This is a genomic window from Salmonella sp. NW1250, assembly GCF_051812965.1.
Lineage (GTDB): Bacteria > Pseudomonadota > Gammaproteobacteria > Enterobacterales > Enterobacteriaceae > Salmonella > Salmonella enterica.
This window is the reverse complement of sequence record NZ_JAMNDD010000007.1, coordinates 234,320-252,068: the sequence shown is the minus strand read 5'-3', so window position 1 is coordinate 252,068 and position 17,749 is coordinate 234,320. Positions and strand designations below refer to the sequence as shown.

17 protein-coding genes and 1 pseudogene are annotated in these 17,749 nt (G+C 53.5%); 14 read left to right on the top strand and 4 right to left on the bottom strand.

The annotated features are described in order from the left end of the window. Positions 1 to 5: 5 nt before the first annotated feature. Positions 6 to 1,550, bottom strand: coding sequence for a maltose ABC transporter permease MalF (gene malF / locus NBA72_RS14535; RefSeq protein ID WP_000382573.1), 1,545 nt, complete (start codon positions 1,548 to 1,550; stop codon positions 6 to 8). A gap of 42 nt (positions 1,551 to 1,592) precedes the next feature. On the opposite strand from malF, the pseudogene NBA72_RS14530 reads away from it, so the two are divergent. Next, positions 1,593 to 1,733, top strand: a pseudogene (locus NBA72_RS14530) (hypothetical protein); the annotation flags it as partial. Here NBA72_RS14530 and malE read toward each other — a convergent pair. After that, complete coding sequence (malE, locus tag NBA72_RS14525) at positions 1,682 to 2,872, bottom strand: maltose/maltodextrin ABC transporter substrate-binding protein MalE (RefSeq protein WP_000695415.1); 1,191 nt, start codon at positions 2,870 to 2,872, stop codon at positions 1,682 to 1,684. The pseudogene NBA72_RS14530 and the gene malE overlap by 52 nt on opposite strands. Positions 2,873 to 3,233: 361 nt before the next feature. Here malE and malK point away from each other — a divergent pair, with 361 nt between their 5' ends. The 5 genes from malK to ubiA all read left to right on the top strand — a co-directional run bounded on the left by malK (position 3,234) and on the right by ubiA (position 8,435). Then, a complete protein-coding gene (gene malK / locus NBA72_RS14520; RefSeq protein ID WP_000179176.1) occupies positions 3,234 to 4,343 on the top strand; it encodes a maltose/maltodextrin ABC transporter ATP-binding protein MalK in 1,110 nt (369 codons plus the stop codon). An 88-nt stretch (positions 4,344 to 4,431) separates the two neighbouring features. After that, positions 4,432 to 5,790: a maltoporin gene (locus tag NBA72_RS14515; RefSeq protein ID WP_000973642.1), complete on the top strand. Its 1,359-nt coding sequence runs from the start codon at positions 4,432 to 4,434 to the stop codon at positions 5,788 to 5,790. Between the two features lie 163 nt (positions 5,791 to 5,953). Continuing rightward, a complete protein-coding gene (gene malM / locus NBA72_RS14510) occupies positions 5,954 to 6,871 on the top strand; it encodes a maltose operon protein MalM (RefSeq protein ID WP_001749156.1) in 918 nt (305 codons plus the stop codon). 180 nt (positions 6,872 to 7,051) lie between these two features. Then, the gene (ubiC, locus tag NBA72_RS14505) at positions 7,052 to 7,549 is read left to right on the top strand and encodes a chorismate lyase (protein ID WP_000019230.1); all 498 of its coding nucleotides are present in this window, start codon (positions 7,052 to 7,054) and stop codon (positions 7,547 to 7,549) included. 13 nt (positions 7,550 to 7,562) lie between these two features. After that, the gene (ubiA, locus tag NBA72_RS14500) at positions 7,563 to 8,435 is read left to right on the top strand and encodes a 4-hydroxybenzoate octaprenyltransferase (RefSeq protein ID WP_000455249.1); all 873 of its coding nucleotides are present in this window, start codon (positions 7,563 to 7,565) and stop codon (positions 8,433 to 8,435) included. 98 nt (positions 8,436 to 8,533) lie between these two features. On the opposite strand, the gene plsB is transcribed toward ubiA, so the two are convergent. Further along, the gene (gene plsB, locus NBA72_RS14495; protein ID WP_000017360.1) at positions 8,534 to 10,954 is read right to left on the bottom strand and encodes a glycerol-3-phosphate 1-O-acyltransferase PlsB; all 2,421 of its coding nucleotides are present in this window, start codon (positions 10,952 to 10,954) and stop codon (positions 8,534 to 8,536) included. Positions 10,955 to 11,124: 170 nt separating this feature from the next. Between plsB and NBA72_RS14490 the strand changes: the two genes are divergently transcribed. The 5 genes from NBA72_RS14490 (at position 11,125) to NBA72_RS14470 (ending at position 14,055) form a co-directional block, all read left to right on the top strand. Further along, the gene (locus NBA72_RS14490; protein ID WP_000002900.1) at positions 11,125 to 11,493 is read left to right on the top strand and encodes a diacylglycerol kinase; all 369 of its coding nucleotides are present in this window, start codon (positions 11,125 to 11,127) and stop codon (positions 11,491 to 11,493) included. Between the two features lie 108 nt (positions 11,494 to 11,601). After that, complete coding sequence (gene lexA, locus NBA72_RS14485; RefSeq protein WP_000646079.1) at positions 11,602 to 12,210, top strand: transcriptional repressor LexA; 609 nt, start codon at positions 11,602 to 11,604, stop codon at positions 12,208 to 12,210. Between the two features lie 178 nt (positions 12,211 to 12,388). Beyond that, positions 12,389 to 13,714 carry an MATE family efflux transporter DinF gene (gene dinF, locus NBA72_RS14480; RefSeq protein WP_001128113.1) on the top strand — a complete coding sequence of 442 codons (1,326 nt, stop codon included), beginning with the start codon at positions 12,389 to 12,391 and terminating at the stop codon, positions 13,712 to 13,714. Then, positions 13,711 to 13,824, top strand: a complete 114-nt coding sequence (locus tag NBA72_RS14475; protein WP_001575282.1) for a hypothetical protein — start codon at positions 13,711 to 13,713, stop codon at positions 13,822 to 13,824. Before dinF ends, NBA72_RS14475 begins: the two co-directional genes overlap by 4 nt. 21 nt (positions 13,825 to 13,845) lie before the next feature. Next, entirely contained in the window at positions 13,846 to 14,055 is a 210-nt protein-coding gene (locus tag NBA72_RS14470; RefSeq protein ID WP_001030592.1) for a CsbD family protein, read from the top strand. Positions 14,056 to 14,154: 99 nt separating this feature from the next. Here NBA72_RS14470 and zur read toward each other — a convergent pair whose 3' ends face one another. After that, positions 14,155 to 14,670, bottom strand: coding sequence for a zinc uptake transcriptional repressor Zur (gene zur, locus NBA72_RS14465; protein WP_000416271.1), 516 nt, complete (start codon positions 14,668 to 14,670; stop codon positions 14,155 to 14,157). 246 nt (positions 14,671 to 14,916) lie between these two features. Between zur and NBA72_RS14460 the strand changes: the two genes are divergently transcribed. The 3 genes from NBA72_RS14460 to pspG all read left to right on the top strand — a co-directional run bounded on the left by NBA72_RS14460 (position 14,917) and on the right by pspG (position 17,723). Continuing rightward, complete coding sequence (locus NBA72_RS14460) at positions 14,917 to 16,227, top strand: conjugal transfer protein TraF (protein WP_042949363.1); 1,311 nt, start codon at positions 14,917 to 14,919, stop codon at positions 16,225 to 16,227. An 87-nt stretch (positions 16,228 to 16,314) separates the two neighbouring features. Further along, a complete protein-coding gene (gene dusA / locus NBA72_RS14455; RefSeq protein WP_001182234.1) occupies positions 16,315 to 17,313 on the top strand; it encodes a tRNA dihydrouridine(20/20a) synthase DusA in 999 nt (332 codons plus the stop codon). 167 nt (positions 17,314 to 17,480) lie between these two features. After that, positions 17,481 to 17,723, top strand: a complete 243-nt coding sequence (gene pspG / locus NBA72_RS14450; protein WP_042949359.1) for an envelope stress response protein PspG — start codon at positions 17,481 to 17,483, stop codon at positions 17,721 to 17,723. Positions 17,724 to 17,749: the final 26 nt, after the last annotated feature.

The following is a 17,749-nucleotide window of genomic DNA, read 5'->3' as shown; positions in this document are numbered from 1 at the left end:
CTCCCTTAATCAAACTTCATACGCGTGGCTTTCAGGTTCACTATTGCCAGCGCGCCTACCAGCAGGAAGATCAGCGTGGCAATGGCCGCCGCCAGACCGAAGTCCTGACCGCCGCCGCCTTCAAAGGCGATACGGTAGGTGTAGCTGACGAGCAGATCGGTATAACCGGCAGGCGTGGTGGTGCCGAGACGGTCTGGCCCGCCGTTGGTCAACAGTTGAATCAGGACAAAGTTATTAAAGTTAAAGGCGAAGCTGGCGATCATCAGCGGCGTTAGCGGCTTAATCAGCAGCGGTAAGGTGATCTTAAAGAAATTCTGAAATGGACCGGCGCCGTCCATTGCGGAGGCTTCGTACAGGTCATCCGGAATCGCTTTCAGCAGCCCCATACACAGGATCATCATGTAGGGATAGCCCAGCCAGGTATTCACGATAATCACCATTGCCCGCGCGGTGTTGGGGTCGCTGAACCAGGCAGGTTTAATGCCGAACAGCGCGCTCAGCATCATATTGATTTCGCCAAAGCTTTGGTTGAATAACCCTTTGAAAATCAAAATTGAAATAAACGACGGTACGGCGTAGGGCAGAATCAGCAGGACGCGGTAGATAGCTTTACCTTTCAGCGCTTCCCACTGTACGAGGCAGGCCAATACCATCCCAACCGCCACGGTTAACACCACAGTGAGGACCGAAAAGACCACGGTCCAGACGAAGATAGCGAAAAAAGGCTTCTGGATCCCTTCGTCGGTAAAGACGCGCGTAAAGTTTTTCGCGCCGATAGTAACGGTATAACCAGGACTGAGTTTTTCATCACCCCAGCTTCCGTCGGCGTTGATCGACTGATAATAACCGCTATCGTTATTTGGCCGGTATTTTACGCCGCTCTGGTTATTGGTAAGCAGGCCGTCATCAGCCAGTGTGTACAGCGGACGGGTACCGGAAAACTGACGCAGCGAGCTCATAATCACTTTACTTTCATCCGGCAGGACGGCGGTTATCTGGTTCAACGCCAGACGGTTCTGGGTGATTATCCGCAGATTGGCGCGTTCGCCGCCCGGCAGGGCATCGGTCTCTTTCAGCTGTAATTTTTGTTCGCCGCCGAAGGAAAATGCGTCAGACAGGTAATGTTTGCCCGTTTCTCCGTCGGTGAGGGCCAGTTGCCACTCGTCGCCGGTCGGGTAAAGACCGAAGTTATAGGTTTTTCCTGCCTGATAAGAACGGTCCATCAGCACTTGCTGGGCGCGTTCAAAGGTGAGCTGGTTGGTGCTGCTATAGTTAGTAAAGGCGATGGCGATGGTGCACACCAGCGGGAATAGCACAAACAGCCCCATGCCGGCGAGGCCAGGGTAAACGTAGCGCCAGGCATAGGTTTTACGATTTGCGAAAATATACAGGCCAGCAGAGCTTAAAATCAGCGTCATGATGGCGAACAGATACTCCCCTTGTACGTACATTAAAACTACAAGGTAACCCACCAGCAGGCCCAGCAGACCAATTACTGACCATTTAAGCTGGTCGCTTTGCCACCAGTGTTTCTTTTTAATGACATCCATGGGGGTTTTCCTCTACAGCGTTGAAACTTCCTGGCCGGAGATGTGCCTGATGGCGCTGCGCTTATCAGGCCTACGGTGTGTTGTAGGCCGGATAAGGCATTTATGCCGCCATCCGGCACAGGCTCGCGGCATTACTTAGTGATACGGCTTTGTGCATCTTTCAGCGCGGCATCCACGGTTTGACGGCCGCTGGCGGCGTTGATCACAGCCGTACGTACCGCATACCAGAAGGCGGACATCTGCGGAATATTCGGCATAATCTCGCCTTTCTGGGCGTTATCCATGGTGGCGGCGATACGGGGGTCTTTCGCTAACTGCTCCTGGAAAGATTTCAGCGCCACGGCGCCCAGCGGTTTATCTTTGTTCACCGCTTCCAGACCCTGATCGGTCAGCAGGTAGTTTTCGAGGAACTCTTTCGCCAGCTCCTTGTTCGGGCTGGCAGCGTTAATCCCCGCGCTCAGCACGCCGACGAACGGTTTCGAGGGTTTACCTTTGAAGGTCGGCAGCAGGGTGACACCGTAGTTGACTTTGCTCTTGTCGATGTTCGACCATGCCCACGGACCGTTGATGGTCATTGCCGTTTCGCCTTTATTGAAGGCTGCTTCGGCGATGGAGTAATCGGTATCGGCGCTCATATTTTTGTTCTTGATCATATCGATCAGGAAAGTCAGGCCCGCTTTCGCGCCGGCGTTGTCGACGCCAACGTCTTTCACGTCATACTTGCCGTTTTCAAATTTGAACGCGTAACCGCCGTCAGCGGCGATCAAAGGCCAGGTGAAATACGGCTCTTGCAGGTTGAACATTATCGCCGACTTCCCTTTCGCTTTTAGCTCTTTATCCAGCGCCGGGATCTCTTCCCAGGTTTTCGGCGGGTTCGGGACGAGGTCTTTGTTATAAATCAGGGAGAGGGCTTCAACGGCGATGGGGTAGGCGATCAGCTTGCCGTTATAACGTACCGCATCCCAGGTGAACGGATAGAGTTTGTCCTGAAACGCTTTATCCGGAGTGACCTCCGCCAGCAGACCAGACTGCGCGTAGCCGCCAAAACGGTCGTGCGCCCAGAAGATAATGTCAGGACCGTCGCCGGTGGCTGCCACCTGCGGGAATTTCTCTTCCAGCTTATCCGGGTGCTCAACGGTCACTTTAATGCCGGTGTCTTGCTCAAATTTTTTACCGACCTCGGCCAGACCGTTATAGCCCTTGTCGCCGTTGATCCAGATAACCAGTTTACCTTCTTCAATTTTGGCGAGAGCCGGGGCGGAAATCATCATCGTCGTAAGTGCGGATAATGCGAGGATGCCTACGCCAGTTTTAATCTTCATATCTCCCATCCTTTTTGGTGATGTACACAGAGGTGGTTTAACGGTCTCTAGTTTCTTTATACGACAACCTCTTTCCATCCTCCCCGCCCCTACGCCCCACCCCGGCTTTATGTGATCTGTGTTACATAAATGTGAGTAATGCGTGCTGGCGCACATAAAAACACGCCGATTTTTGCGGGCGGCATCACGAAATTCCTTTTCTGTCCGCGCCCGTGGTCTCAGGCGCTGTGTCCTCATCCTCCCGCCTCCTCCCCCATAAAAAAGCCGGGGGGTGGAGGATTTACCCCAGTCAGGGATCGCGCATAGTCAGGCCATCATGAATGTTGCTGTCAATGACAGGTTGTAACGAAGGGAGAAGGGCATGGCGAGCGTACAGCTACGAAATGTAACGAAAGCCTGGGGTGACGTGGTGGTATCGAAAGATATTAACCTCGATATCCATGACGGGGAGTTCGTGGTGTTTGTCGGACCGTCAGGCTGTGGTAAATCGACCTTGCTGCGTATGATCGCCGGGCTTGAAACCATCACCAGTGGCGACCTGTTTATCGGGGAAACCCGTATGAATGATATTCCGCCTGCCGAGCGCGGCGTGGGCATGGTATTCCAGTCTTATGCGCTCTATCCCCATCTCTCCGTTGCAGAAAACATGTCTTTCGGCCTCAAGCTGGCGGGCGCCAAAAAAGAGGTAATGAATCAACGCGTCAATCAGGTGGCGGAAGTGCTGCAACTGGCGCATCTGCTGGAACGTAAGCCAAAAGCGCTTTCCGGCGGTCAGCGTCAGCGCGTAGCGATTGGCCGCACGCTGGTAGCGGAGCCGCGTGTGTTTTTGCTGGACGAACCGCTCTCTAACCTGGACGCCGCGCTGCGCGTGCAGATGCGTATTGAAATTTCTCGCCTGCATAAACGTCTGGGCCGCACGATGATTTACGTCACCCACGATCAGGTCGAGGCGATGACCCTGGCCGACAAAATCGTGGTGCTGGACGCCGGTCGCGTCGCTCAGGTCGGTAAGCCGCTGGAGCTGTACCACTATCCGGCGGACCGCTTTGTCGCGGGCTTCATCGGCTCGCCGAAGATGAACTTCCTGCCGGTGAAAGTGACCGCCACCGCGATTGAACAAGTCCAGGTCGAACTGCCGAATCGCCAGCAAATCTGGCTGCCGGTCGAAAGTCGCGGCGTGCAGGTCGGCGCCAATATGTCTTTAGGCATTCGGCCGGAACACCTGCTGCCGAGCGATATCGCCGATGTCACCCTGGAAGGCGAAGTCCAGGTGGTCGAGCAGTTAGGGCACGAAACACAAATTCATATCCAGATCCCCGCCATCCGTCAAAACCTGGTTTATCGCCAGAATGACGTGGTGTTGGTAGAAGAGGGCGCCACATTCGCTATCGGCCTGCCGCCAGAGCGCTGTCATCTGTTCCGCGAGGATGGCAGCGCATGTCGTCGTCTGCATCAAGAGCCGGGTGTTTAAGGCCTCCATAAAAAAACGAAACGCAAAACCATTCGCAGTTTTAGAAGGTGGCAGCGTTTAAAGAAAAGCAATGATCTCAGGAGATAGAATGATGATTACTCTGCGCAAACTCCCACTGGCAGTTGCTGTCGCAGCGGGCGTAATGTCCGCTCAGGCAATGGCTGTCGATTTCCACGGTTACGCCCGTTCCGGTATTGGCTGGACGGGAAGCGGCGGCGAACAACAATGTTTCCAGGCAACAGGTGCCCAAAGTAAATACCGTCTCGGTAACGAATGTGAAACCTATGCGGAACTGAAACTGGGCCAGGAAGTGTGGAAAGAGGGCGATAAGAGCTTCTATTTCGACACCAACGTCGCTTATTCGGTTAACCAGCAGAACGACTGGGAATCGACCGATCCCGCCTTCCGCGAAGCGAACGTGCAGGGTAAAAACCTGATTGAATGGCTGCCGGGCTCTACCATCTGGGCCGGTAAGCGCTTCTATCAGCGTCATGACGTACACATGATCGACTTCTACTACTGGGATATTTCAGGTCCTGGCGCGGGTATCGAAAATATCGATCTGGGCTTCGGTAAGCTTTCACTGGCGGCGACCCGCTCTACTGAAGCGGGCGGCTCTTACACCTTCAGCAGCCAGAATATTTATGATGAAGTGAAAGATACCGCTAACGACGTCTTTGACGTACGTCTGGCTGGTCTGCAAACGAACCCGGACGGCGTACTGGAGCTGGGCGTTGATTACGGTCGCGCCAATACGACCGATGGTTATAAGCTGGCTGATGGGGCATCGAAAGACGGCTGGATGTTCACCGCCGAACACACGCAAAGCATGTTGAAAGGCTATAACAAGTTTGTCGTGCAATATGCCACCGATGCCATGACCACGCAGGGTAAAGGCCAGGCGCGTGGTTCCGACGGTTCTTCATCTTTCACTGAAGAATTGCCTGATGGAACCAAAATTAATTATGCCAATAAGGTCATCAATAATAATGGCGATATGTGGCGTATTTTGGATCATGGCGCCATCTCGCTTGGTGATAAATGGGATTTGATGTACGTCGGTATGTACCAGAATATCGATTGGGATAATAACCTGGGTACTGAGTGGTGGACCGTGGGTGTACGTCCAATGTACAAGTGGACGCCAATCATGAGCACCCTGCTGGAAGTCGGCTACGACAACGTGAAATCTCAGCAGACCGGCGATCGTAACAATCAATATAAAATCACCCTGGCGCAACAGTGGCAGGCGGGCGACAGCATCTGGTCGCGTCCGGCTATCCGTATTTTCGCCACCTACGCGAAATGGGATGAGAAATGGGGCTATATCAAAGACGGCGATAACATTTCCCGTTATGCCGCAGCGACTAACTCCGGCATTTCCACCAACAGCCGTGGCGATAGCGATGAGTGGACCTTCGGCGCCCAGATGGAAATCTGGTGGTAATACGATGGTCATCTGACGTAACGAGGGGCGCAAGCCCCTCTGAAACATCAGGTCTGATGATGCTTGTAAGCCGAATAAGGCGCCAGCCGCCATTCGGCGATATGTTTGGGTTGGCGCGCTATTGCCTGGCTACCGCTGAACCCGCCTTATTGAGGTGAGAATAATGAAAATGAAGAAAAGTTTCGTCGCCCTCTGTTTAACCGCAGGGCTGTTCGCCAGCGTGCCGGGTATCAGCCTGGCGGAAGTGAACTATGTACCGCAAAATACCAGCGCCGCGCCCGCTATTCCTGCTGCTGCGCTACAGCAATTAACCTGGACGCCTGTAGATCAGTCAAAAACGCAGTCTACCCAACTGGCGACGGGCGGCCAGCGCCTTGACGTCGCCGGCATTACCGGCCCGGTCGCCGCTTATAGCGTTCCGGCGAATATCGGCGAGCTGACATTAACTCTGACCAGCGAGGTCAATAAGCAAGCCAGCGTTTTTGCGCCAAACGTGTTGATTCTTGACCAAAATATGACGCCTTCGGCGTTCTTCCCCAGCAGTTACTTTACTTATCAGCAGCCGGGCGTCATGAGCGCAGACCGGCTGGAAGGCGTGATGCGCCTGACGCCTGCGTTGGGGCAGCAGAAACTCTATGTTCTGGTGTTTACGACCGAAAAAGATCTTCAGCAAACTACTACGCTGCTCGATCCGGCAAAAGCCTATGCCAAAGGCGTCGGTAACTCTATCCCGGATATTCCCGATCCAGTTGCTCGCCATACCACTGATGGCGTAGTGAAACTGAAGGTGAAAACCAACAGTAGCTCCAGCGTATTGGTCGGGCCGTTGTTTGGCTCGTCCGGTACCGGGCCGGTAACGGTAGGCAATACCGCCGCGCCGGTCGCTGCGCCAGCGCCAGTCGCGCCGAAGAAAAGCGAACCGATGTTGAACGATACGGAAAGCTACTTTAATAAAGCGATTAAGGATGCCGTAGCGAAAGGCGACGTCGATAAAGCGCTGAAACTGCTTGATGAGGCCGAACGTCTGGGATCGACATCTGCCCGTTCCACCTTTATCAGCAGTGTAAAAGGCAAGGGGTAATTGTTTCCCCACAGTGCTGATTTTGCAGCAACTGGTGCGTCTCCTGGCGCACCTTTTTTTGTCATTTCATGCGAATTGTTATTTTTTTGTTGCGCAACAGATCACTTAATTGTGATTGCGCCCCCCGTAATGTCTTTTCTGAGATACAATGACTTTAGGTTATGAATCGGAGAGTAAGGCATGTCACACCCTGCGTTAACGCGACTGCGTGCGCTGCGCTATTTTGATGCGATTCCTGCGCTTGAACCCCATTTGCTGGACTGGCTGTTGCTGGAAGATTCTATGACTAAACGTTTTGAGCAGCAGGGAAAGCGGGTAAGCGTGACGCTGATTCGGGAAGCGTTTGTCGGCCAAAGTGAGGTCGAGGAAGCATCAGGTTTACTGCCATCAGAATCCCGCTACTGGTTACGTGAGATACTGCTTTGCGCTGACGGCGAGCCCTGGCTTGCCGGACGTACCGTGGTACCGGAATCCACGCTATGCGGACCTGAACAGGTCTTACAACATCTGGGTAAAACCCCGCTTGGACGTTATCTATTTACATCATCGACACTGACCCGCGATTTTATTGAAATTGGACGCGATGCAACGCTGTGGGGGCGCCGCTCTCGACTGCGGTTGAGCGGAAAACCGCTGTTGCTTACCGAGCTTTTTTTACCTGCATCGCCGCTGTACTGAGAGGAAGATAAAGATGGAGTGGAGTCTGACGCAGAGTAAGCTGCTGGCGTTTCACCGTTTGATGCGTACAGATAAGCCTATTGGCGCGTTGCTGCTGCTCTGGCCGACGCTTTGGGCGCTATGGGTGGCGACGCCGGGTATGCCTCAGCTGTGGATTTTGGCAGTTTTTGTCGCTGGCGTGTGGTTAATGCGCGCGGCGGGCTGCGTGGTGAATGATTATGCCGATCGTAAATTTGACGGACATGTAAAACGTACGGTCAACCGACCTTTACCCAGCGGCGCCGTGACAGAGAAAGAAGCGCGCAACCTGTTTGTGGTGCTGGTGCTGCTGGCGTTTCTGTTGGTGCTGACGCTGAACGCCATGACGATTCTGCTTTCCGTGGCGGCGCTGGCGTTGGCCTGGGTTTATCCCTTTATGAAACGCTATACCCACCTGCCGCAGGTCGTGCTGGGGGCCGCTTTCGGCTGGTCAATCCCCATGGCGTTCGCCGCGGTGAGCGAATCCCTGCCGTTGAGCTGCTGGCTGATGTTCCTCGCCAATATTCTCTGGGCAGTGGCTTACGATACGCAATATGCGATGGTCGACAGAGATGATGATATCAAGATAGGCATTAAATCGACGGCGATCTTGTTTGGTCGTTATGACACATTGATTATCGGGATTCTGCAGCTTGGCGTCATGGCGTTAATGGCGCTGATCGGCTGGTTGAATGGTCTGGGATGGGGATATTACTGGGCTGTGCTGGTGGCGGGCGCGCTGTTTGTCTACCAGCAAAAACTGATTGCGAACCGTGAGCGTGAAGCCTGCTTTAAAGCCTTTATGAACAATAACTACGTTGGCCTGGTGCTATTTTTAGGGCTGGCGATGAGTTACTGGCACTTCTGATGTCATGCCGGGCGGACCCGGCCTACAAAGCCAAAATTTTCAATACGTCATATCAGTTGCCCGATAAGCTTACGCCATCGGGCATTTCAGGCACTGGCTTACTCGCCCTGCGTCGCGCTTTCAATCGTCAGACGGACATCAGAGGTAATCAGATCGGCAAGCATCTGATATATCTTCATCGTTTCTGCCGGTTCGGCATCGCCCGTATCACTGATATAACCCTCATCCCGTAGCGTCAACACGAGTGAACTGAACACCGCTTTGTCGAAAAACTCCGGCGCGTTAATACCGTGCAGGACAGACAGACGTTGCGCCACGGTACGGCTTTCTTTCTCCAGCGTACTGCGGTTGATGGACGGATTGGCGCTCAACAGCCAGAACGTAATGGCATAACGCTGTAGCGTTTCACGCGCGCCTGCCGCCAGCAGCTGCAGCGTACGGGAATGCGTCGGGTTGATATGCAGTTCATCATCCTGCAGGGTAATTAGCCCCTGACGCTGCATTTCACTGGCCAGAGCGTCAATGACCGAGGCTAACTCCTCGCGCTCCCAGCGCAGGAACAGCTCCGCTTTTAACATCGGATAGAGCGCTTCAACATGCTGCTGCAACGCATCACGCGAAATGCGACGATGCTGGGTGATAATCGCCGCCATCAGCGAAGGCATAATCAACATATGCGCGATATTGTTACGATAATAGGTCATCAACACCGCCTGCTCGCGCGGCAGGATGATGATATCGCCAATGGTGTCTTTCTCGACCTCAAACTTATTCATCTGCAGCGCGTGAGCGATGAGCTCGCCAGCGCTGGCGGCAGGAACGGTTGAGTCTGTGGAATAAGGAACATTGCGCATCAGATCTAGATAGCAATCAAGCTGCTCGGTGAGCTGCTCGCGGGTGAGCGAGCGCTGACGCGACGCTAACAGCGCGGTACAACACAGGTTCATCGCGTTTGCCGCGCCAGCGTTGTTAATACGCACCATCAGATCGGCGGCGATACTATTTACCGTCGGCGTCAGCCAGGCTGGGCGTATGGCCTCTATAGGGTCGATAGATTCGCGCCACTCCGGCACATGCTGGTTCAGGTACGTCATGAGCGGCATCGGTTCGCCAAAGTTAACGTAGCCCTGACCCAGATTGCGCAGCTTGCTCAAGCCTTTCAGCATCTGCGGCAGGCTCTCTTTCTCTTTTGTCGCGCCGCGCAGTTCTTTCGCATAGGTGCCCACTTCCATGACGTGCTCATAGCCGATGTAAATAGGCACTAACGTAATTGGACGGGTACCGCCGCGCAGCATCGCCTGGATAGTCATCGACAGGGTGCCGGTTTTCGGGTCTAACAAACGTCCGGTACGCGAACGTCCTCCTTCGACAAAATACTCAACCGAGTAACCGCGGCTGAACAGCTCGCCCAGGTATTCGCGAAAGACGGTGGAATAGAGTTTATTCCCCTTAAAGGTGCGACGAATAAAGAACGCGCCCAGACGACGGAAAATCGGGCCAGCGGGCCAGAAATTAAGGTTAATACCGGCGGCAATGTGCGGCGGAACCAGCCCCTGATGGTACAGCACATAAGAAAGGAGCAAATAGTCCATATGGCTGCGGTGACAGGGCACATAGACGATTTCATGCCCGTCGTGCGCCAGTTGGCGTACGCGCTCGGCGTTATGCACGTTAATCCCCTGGTACAGTCGGTTCCAGGTAAACCCCAAAATCCTGTCGGTCAAACGAATCATCTCGTAAGAGAAGTTCGCCGCGATCTCTTCCATCAGCGCAATGGCGTTTTGCTGCGCTTTTTCATGAGAGATTTTTTTACTGCGCGCTTCGTCTTCTACCGCGCGGGCGATCGCTTTCGAGGCCAGCAGTTTGTTAAACAGATCCTGACGGGCGGGCAGGCGTGGGCCAACCGCCGCCAGGCGCTGGCGGGCAAAGTGCATACGCGCCACGCGAGCCAGCTTCTGCGCGATGATTTTATCGGTGCCGTGTTCATCAGCCATGCGACGCAATGAGACGGACGGCGAGAATCGGACAAAGCTATCGCGACCCAGCCAGGAGATGGCAAAGAATTTCTGTACGCCGTTCAGCATACGTAAAGGCGGGTTATCTTCTCCCTTTTCACGACCCGGCGCGCGGCCAAACATCACGGAAACGGGCACCATCTGCACGTCCAAAGCCGGATTACTCCGATGCAGATCGAGATAATCGTGAAAAAGTTTCACCGACTCTTCTTTTGGCGTGTAATAGGTAAAGACACGCGGTCCGCCGTGAATAAATACATAGCGTGGCAGCAGCGCGCCGTCGATCTCCAGCGGCTCCAGCGGATCCGGGAGATCGTGCGCCAGACATTGCGCCCGCAGCGTCAGTAAGTCCGCTTTTGAGTTGTATGGCAAGACATACATAATGGGGCGAGAAGTATCGAGCCCCAATTCCTGGGCGGGTTCCGCCGGAATAGACTTGCTTTTTACCAGTATGCTTAATGGTAAATTCAGTAATTTGTAGTAAATTCGTGGCCAGCCGGACATAAACGATGTAAAGCCTCTGGTTAATAATGCAAATGCGGTGCAAGGATATCAGAAAGTTTAGCGAATTTCTGTTGTATCCCGTCATACTTCGCGCTGCGTTACGGCAGTCCGAATCGTGCAGGGCAACCGTATAATGTCATTGACGTTAATAATGTAAAAAGGTTCTTTTGATGGCCAATAATACCACTGGATTCACCAGAATTATCAAAGCGGCAGGATATTCCTGGAAAGGATTTCGCGCCGCATGGACTCACGAAGCAGCGTTTCGCCAGGAAAGTATCGCGGTATTGCTGGGCGTCATCATCGCCTGCTGGCTGGATGTGGATGCGATTACCCGTGTGTTATTGATAGGTTCCGTTTTACTTATCATGATTGTTGAAATCCTCAACAGCGCTATTGAAGCGGTCGTGGACCGCATCGGTTCTGAATACCATGAGCTTTCCGGCCGTGCGAAAGATATGGGATCGGCTGCGGTGCTACTGTCTATTTTCGTTGCCCTGATGACCTGGGGCATCCTGTTATGGTCACATTTTCGATAAAGGTTCCAAATTTTATAAATCTCTTGTTTTTTGCGCCGTTTGTGGTTCCAAAATCACCTTTAACTGTATATACTCACAGCATGACTGTATATACACCCAGGGGGCGGAATGAAAGCGTTAACGGCCAGGCAACAAGAGGTGTTTGATCTCATCCGGGATCACATCAGCCAGACAGGTATGCCACCGACGCGTGCGGAAATCGCGCAGCGTTTGGGGTTCCGTTCCCCAAACGCGGCGGAAGAACACCTTAAGGCGCTGGCGCGCAAAGGGGTGCTTGAAATCGTTTCCGGCGCATCGCGAGGTATCCGTCTGTTACAGGAAGAAGAGGACGGATTACCGCTTGTCGGGCGTGTCGCGGCGGGTGAACCGCTTCTGGCGCAGCAGCATATTGAAGGCCATTACCAGGTCGATCCTTCACTGTTCAAACCCAGCGCCGATTTCCTGCTGCGCGTAAGCGGTATGTCGATGAAAGACATCGGTATTATGGATGGGGATTTGCTGGCGGTACATAAAACGCAGGACGTCCGTAATGGCCAGGTGGTTGTCGCTCGCATTGACGATGAAGTGACAGTAAAACGCCTGAAAAAGCAGGGCAATAAAGTGGAGCTGCTGCCGGAAAACAGCGAGTTTACACCGATAGTGGTGGATCTGCGCGAACAAAGCTTTACGATTGAAGGGCTGGCGGTAGGCGTCATTCGCAACGGGGAATGGTTGTAATCTCTTTTTAATCTCCTTGTAAGCCGTCATCCGGCAATCGTGCAGCCTGATGGCGCTGCGCTTATCAGGCCTACGGGAATGCAGTTCCTGAGATGATTAATTTGTAGGCCGGATAAGGCGTTACGTCGCCATCCGGCAATGCGCTCGTTTCCTTTAACTCCTTGTCAGGCTTTTCTCCATGCCGCTTTTTACCTCCTCTGATAAAGCTCTCTGGCGTCTCGCGCTGCCGATGATTTTTTCTAACATCACCGTCCCCTTACTGGGGCTGGTCGATACGGCGGTGATTGGTCATCTGGACAGCCCGGTTTTCCTTGGCGGCGTGGCGGTGGGCGCGACTGCCACCAGCTTTCTTTTCATGCTGCTGCTATTTCTACGTATGAGCACCACCGGACTAACGGCGCAGGCATTTGGCGCCAAAAATCCGCAGGCGTTAGCCCGGGCGCTCATTCAACCGTTATTGCTGGCGCTGGGCGCTGGCGTGATGATTGTGCTATTTCGCACGCCGCTTATCGAGCTGGCTTTACATATTGTCGGCGGGAACGACGCTGTCCTGGTGCAGGCGAGACGCTTCCTTGAAATTCGTTGGCTAAGCGCTCCCGCGTCACTGGCGAATCTGGTGCTGCTCGGGTGGCTGTTAGGCGTTCAGTATGCGCGGGCGCCGGTTATCTTGTTGGTCGTGGGCAATATCCTCAACATCGCGCTCGACCTGTGGCTGGTGATGGGGCTTCATATGAACGTGCAGGGCGCCGCCCTGGCGACGGTCATCGCAGAATATGCCACGTTACTGATCGGCCTCATGATGGTACGTAAAGTTCTCCATCTCCGCGGTGTGTCGCTGGATATGCTAAAACAGGCCTGGCGCGGCAACGTGCGCCGCCTTTTGGCGCTCAATCGCGATATTATGCTGCGCTCATTGCTCCTTCAGCTTTGTTTTGGCGCAATCACGGTGTCAGGCGCGCGGCTGGGCAGCGATATTATCGCGGTAAATGCAGTCCTGATGACCTTACTCACCTTTACGGCCTATGCGCTGGACGGTTTTGCTTATGCGGTGGAGGCGCACTCCGGTCAGGCTTACGGCGCGCGTGACGGTAGCAAGCTACTGGACGTCTGGCGAGCGGCGTGTCGTCAGTCAGGAATTGTGGCCTTGTTGTTTTCCACAGTCTATGCCCTGGCAGGCGAACATATTGTCGCGTTACTGACCTCATTACCGCAAATACAGCTACTGGCGGATCGGTATCTTATCTGGCAGGTGGTATTACCGCTGGTGGGCGTATGGTGCTATCTGCTCGACGGTATGTTTATTGGCGCGACGCGCGCCGCCGAAATGCGCAATAGCATGGCAGTCGCCGCGGGAGGATTCGCGCTGACGCTCTTCGCCCTGCCGGTATTAGGAAATCATGGTTTATGGCTGGCATTAACCGTGTTCCTGGCGCTTCGCGGTCTGTCGTTGAGCCTTATCTGGCGTCGTCACTGGCGCGAGGGTACATGGTTTGCCAGATCGTGACGGTTAAAAATTCTGAATATAAAACCGAAGGCCGAATTCCTGCCTACAATTATTATCACGTCCAGCAGAAATTGCAGTGCATTTGGGCGAATAACACCTGCTATTCTTAACCGAATGATGAGGACAAGATGATGAATAAAGACGAAGCCGGCGGTAACTGGAAACAGTTTAAAGGTAAAATGAAAGAACAATGGGGCAAACTGACCGATGACGATATGACCGTTATCGAAGGTAAACGCGACCAACTGGTAGGTAAAATCCAGGAGCGTTACGGTTACCAGAAAGATCAGGCGGAAAAAGAGGTTGTTGACTGGGAAACCCGTAACAACTATCGCTGGTAATATGTTTTCCCCTACCAGGAGTACATGGATGTGCTTCCCCCTGTTTGCTTATGAATGCGGGCGTGCCCCTCTCTACTGCCGCCCCTTTTTCCGTTCAGGCTAACGCGGTTTTTTCTTCACCAGCACCGAGTGATCGTGACCACAGTCGCCCGGATGGCGACACGCTTCCACTTCTACGCACGCAGGGCACAGACCGTGCGCCTCAATAACGTTATGTCGTAGCGCAAAGCCCATTTTAGCCGCCAGCGTATGCATGATGTCTTCCACGCCCTCGGCACACTCTTCCTTCACCACGCCACAACGATCGCAGATAAACATGGCCGAGCTGTGCGTCGGCTGGTCGAACAGGTGGCAAACCACATAACTATTGGTGGATTCCACTTTATGGACAAAACCCTGTTCGAGCAAAAAATCCAGCGCGCGGTAGATGGTGGGCGGTTTGGCCTGTGGTTCCGTTTCGCGCAGCAAATCGAGCAAATCGTATGCGCTGATTGCACCCTGCTGCAGACTCATCAGGCGCAGCACTTCGAGGCGCTGAGGCGTCAGGCGCACGTTGCGCTGCGCGCAGAGTTTTTCAGCTTGCGCCAGTAACTCTTGCGTTGTGGTCTTTTCCATGTAGCACCTCGAATGGCATGAAAGTCTAATCCGTTACTTTACCACGAGCTGCTTAAAACTCTGAAATTACCCCGCGACAATATATCGCCTGCTAAGCTTTTCCGCGCCAGTATTCTCATCTATACCTAATGAGGGTCGATATTATAACAACAGGATTTAACATCACTATTTCACAGCAATAGTTCGCCTCTGTCCGGTAAAGCGTGGCGGAGGGATTACTTCACCTGATAATAAGATGGGCTAACTGTGAACAAAAACGTCAAACTTTCACTGATTGCTATCGCGGTCTCGCTTTTTATGGCAAAGCAGGCGAGCGCCGCCAATACCTGGACGGAAGCGCGTAATGACGCAATGGGCGGGACGGGCGTTGCGTCCGCGAATTATGGCAGCGGAGTACTGTTAAATCCGGCGTTACTGGCAAAAGCCAAACCGGAAGACAATATCACTGTTGTCCTTCCTGCGGTCGGCGTCCAGATTACGGATAAAGACAATCTCCAGGATGAAATTGACGATATCAGCGATAAAGTGGATTACTACGATGAGGTCGTCGATAACCTTACGCTGGGGCAAATTCTGCTCAATCCGCGAGGCGTGCTGAATCAATTTCAGGGCGCCGCGCGCGACCTGGCCGATGAGCTGGAATATCTCAACGGAAAAACCGCCCGCGCCAATGCCGGCGCCGGGTTGGCGGTAAGTATTCCAGGGCAAACGCTTTCCGTGGCGTTTATCGCCAAAGGTTATGCGCATGGGCGCGTGAGTTCGTCCATTGATCAGAACGATATTCAGTATCTGCGCGATATCCAGCATGATGAACGTGTCGCGCTTCGTGAAGCAGGACGCGCTGCTTTGCTGGGGTCTGACGAAATTACAAAGCATTTAAACTCTACCGCGTCGGGGCGGGTAGCGATTGTATCTGACTACGGTATTGCGCTGGCGAAGCAGTTTGTGGTGGGCGAGGTGCCTGTTTCCATTGGCGTTACGCCAAAACTGCAAAAAACCTGGCTCTATAACTACACCACCTCAATTTATAACTACGACAGTAGCGACTGGAATAGCAGCCGTTATCGCAATGACGATACGGGTTTTAACATTGATGCGGGGCTTGCTGCCGATATCGGTGAAAACTGGACGCTGGGGCTGAGCGGGCAAAATCTGGTATCTCGCGATATCGATACGAAAGATATTTACATCACTAATGGTATGACGGGAGAAACCACCAACTACAAAGATACATACCAAATCCGCCCCCTGGTTACCGCGGGCGTCGCATGGCATAACGATTTGCTGACCGTAAGCGCCGATGGCGATCTGACGGAAACGAAAGGCTTTAAGAGCGAAGACAATTCACGGTACGTGGGTGTCGGCGCTGAAGTTCGACCGTTGTCATGGCTGGCGGTGCGCGCAGGGTATCGTGCGGATGTGAAAAATAACGATAGCAATGTGGTTACCGGCGGTCTTGGCTTTGCGCCCTTTAACCGTGTGCATCTCGATTTAATGGGACTGTACGGCGAAGATGAAACCTGGGGGGCAGGCGCGCAGCTTACAATGACATTCTGAGGTGCTTTCACCGGAGGCGCTACGCCTCCGGTTTAGCGTTATGCTATAGTAACGCCCCTTTTTTAACCGGATGCTTATTTATTCGCCATGCAGCCTGAAACCCAGTCCTCCGCTTTACCTGCTTATCGCTTCTCCATCGCGCCTATGCTCGACTGGACGGACAGACATTGCCGCTATTTCCTGCGTTTGCTGTCTCGCCAGACGCTGCTCTACACCGAAATGGTGACCACGGGCGCGATTATTCACGGTAAGGGTGACTATCTGGCTTATAGCGAAGAAGAGCATCCGGTCGCTCTACAGCTTGGTGGAAGCGATCCGGCTCAGCTTGCGCATTGTGCAAAGCTGGCGGAAGCGCGTGGCTACGATGAAATTAACCTCAACGTGGGGTGCCCTTCCGATCGCGTGCAAAATGGTATGTTTGGCGCCTGTTTGATGGGCAATGCGCAACTGGTCGCCGATTGTGTTAAAGCCATGCGTGATGTCGTCTCGATTCCGGTGACGGTAAAAACCCGCATTGGTATTGACGATCAGGACAGTTATGCGTTCCTGTGTGATTTCATTAATACGGTTTCCGGTCAGGGCGAATGCGAGATGTTTATTATCCATGCGCGCAAAGCCTGGCTTTCTGGCTTAAGCCCGAAAGAAAATCGTGAGATCCCGCCGCTGGATTACCCGCGCGTCTATCAGCTAAAGCGGGATTTTCCGCACCTGACCATGTCCATTAACGGCGGCATCAAATCTCTGGAAGAGGCGAAGGAGCACCTGCGCCATATGGATGGCGTCATGGTTGGCCGCGAAGCTTATCAGAATCCGGGTATACTGGCCGCGGTGGATCGGGAGATTTTCGGCGCCGATACCACCGATGCCGACCCGGTTACGGTGGTTCGCGCGATGTATCCCTATATTGAGCGTGAATTGAGCCAAGGAGCGTATCTGGGGCATATCACTCGCCATATGCTGGGGTTGTTCCAGGGCATCCCCGGCGCGCGGCAGTGGCGTCGCTATCTGAGCGAAAACGCCCATAAAGCTGGCGCGGATGTTGCTGTACTGGAGCAGGCGCTAAAACTGGTAGCAGACAAGCGTTAAAAGTTCGCCAAAAATTAGTCAATCTCACCACGCTCTGTGCAGTCTTGCAGGGCGTTTTCTTTATATATCAAAAACATAAATATTGGCATGATTTTTGTAATAGCTTACCTGACCAAACCCGGTAAGCGCCGTGCCGCCGGGCAATGCCATCTTTATGGGGAGCGACTATGCTGGAACTACTTTTTATGCTTGGCTTTTTTCTGATGTTAATGGTGACGGGCGTCTCCTTGCTGGGCATTCTGGCCGCGCTGGTTGTAGCGACTGCCGTCATGTTCCTGGGTGGAATGTTCGCCCTGATGATCAAGCTGTTACCGTGGCTACTGCTGGCGGTGGCTGTGGTGTGGGTGATCAAAGCAGTAAAAACGCCAAAAATCCCACAGTATCAGCGCAATAACCGTCGGTTTTACTAAGGTATTGAGCGGTTCGTCACAACCTG

Bases quoted from the DNA above. Each gene is read 5' to 3' on its own strand.
- NBA72_RS14470 (WP_001030592.1), top strand. From the start codon at position 13,846: ATGAATAAAGACGAAGCCGGCGGTAACTGGAAACAGTTTAAAGGTAAA.
- lexA (WP_000646079.1), top strand. From the start codon at position 11,602: ATGAAAGCGTTAACGGCCAGGCAACAAGAGGTGTTTGATCTCATCCGG.
- ubiC (WP_000019230.1), top strand. From the start codon at position 7,052: ATGTCACACCCTGCGTTAACGCGACTGCGTGCGCTGCGCTATTTTGAT.
- malM (WP_001749156.1), top strand. From the start codon at position 5,954: ATGAAAATGAAGAAAAGTTTCGTCGCCCTCTGTTTAACCGCAGGGCTG.
- dusA (WP_001182234.1), top strand. From the start codon at position 16,315: ATGCAGCCTGAAACCCAGTCCTCCGCTTTACCTGCTTATCGCTTCTCC.
- ubiA (WP_000455249.1), top strand. From the start codon at position 7,563: ATGGAGTGGAGTCTGACGCAGAGTAAGCTGCTGGCGTTTCACCGTTTG.
- malF (WP_000382573.1), bottom strand. From the start codon at position 1,550: ATGGATGTCATTAAAAAGAAACACTGGTGGCAAAGCGACCAGCTTAAA.
- dinF (WP_001128113.1), top strand. From the start codon at position 12,389: ATGCCGCTTTTTACCTCCTCTGATAAAGCTCTCTGGCGTCTCGCGCTG.
- NBA72_RS14515 (WP_000973642.1), top strand. From the start codon at position 4,432: ATGATGATTACTCTGCGCAAACTCCCACTGGCAGTTGCTGTCGCAGCG.
- pspG (WP_042949359.1), top strand. From the start codon at position 17,481: ATGCTGGAACTACTTTTTATGCTTGGCTTTTTTCTGATGTTAATGGTG.
- NBA72_RS14490 (WP_000002900.1), top strand. From the start codon at position 11,125: ATGGCCAATAATACCACTGGATTCACCAGAATTATCAAAGCGGCAGGA.
- zur (WP_000416271.1), bottom strand. From the start codon at position 14,670: ATGGAAAAGACCACAACGCAAGAGTTACTGGCGCAAGCTGAAAAACTC.
- plsB (WP_000017360.1), bottom strand. From the start codon at position 10,954: ATGTCCGGCTGGCCACGAATTTACTACAAATTACTGAATTTACCATTA.
- malE (WP_000695415.1), bottom strand. From the start codon at position 2,872: ATGAAGATTAAAACTGGCGTAGGCATCCTCGCATTATCCGCACTTACG.
- malK (WP_000179176.1), top strand. From the start codon at position 3,234: ATGGCGAGCGTACAGCTACGAAATGTAACGAAAGCCTGGGGTGACGTG.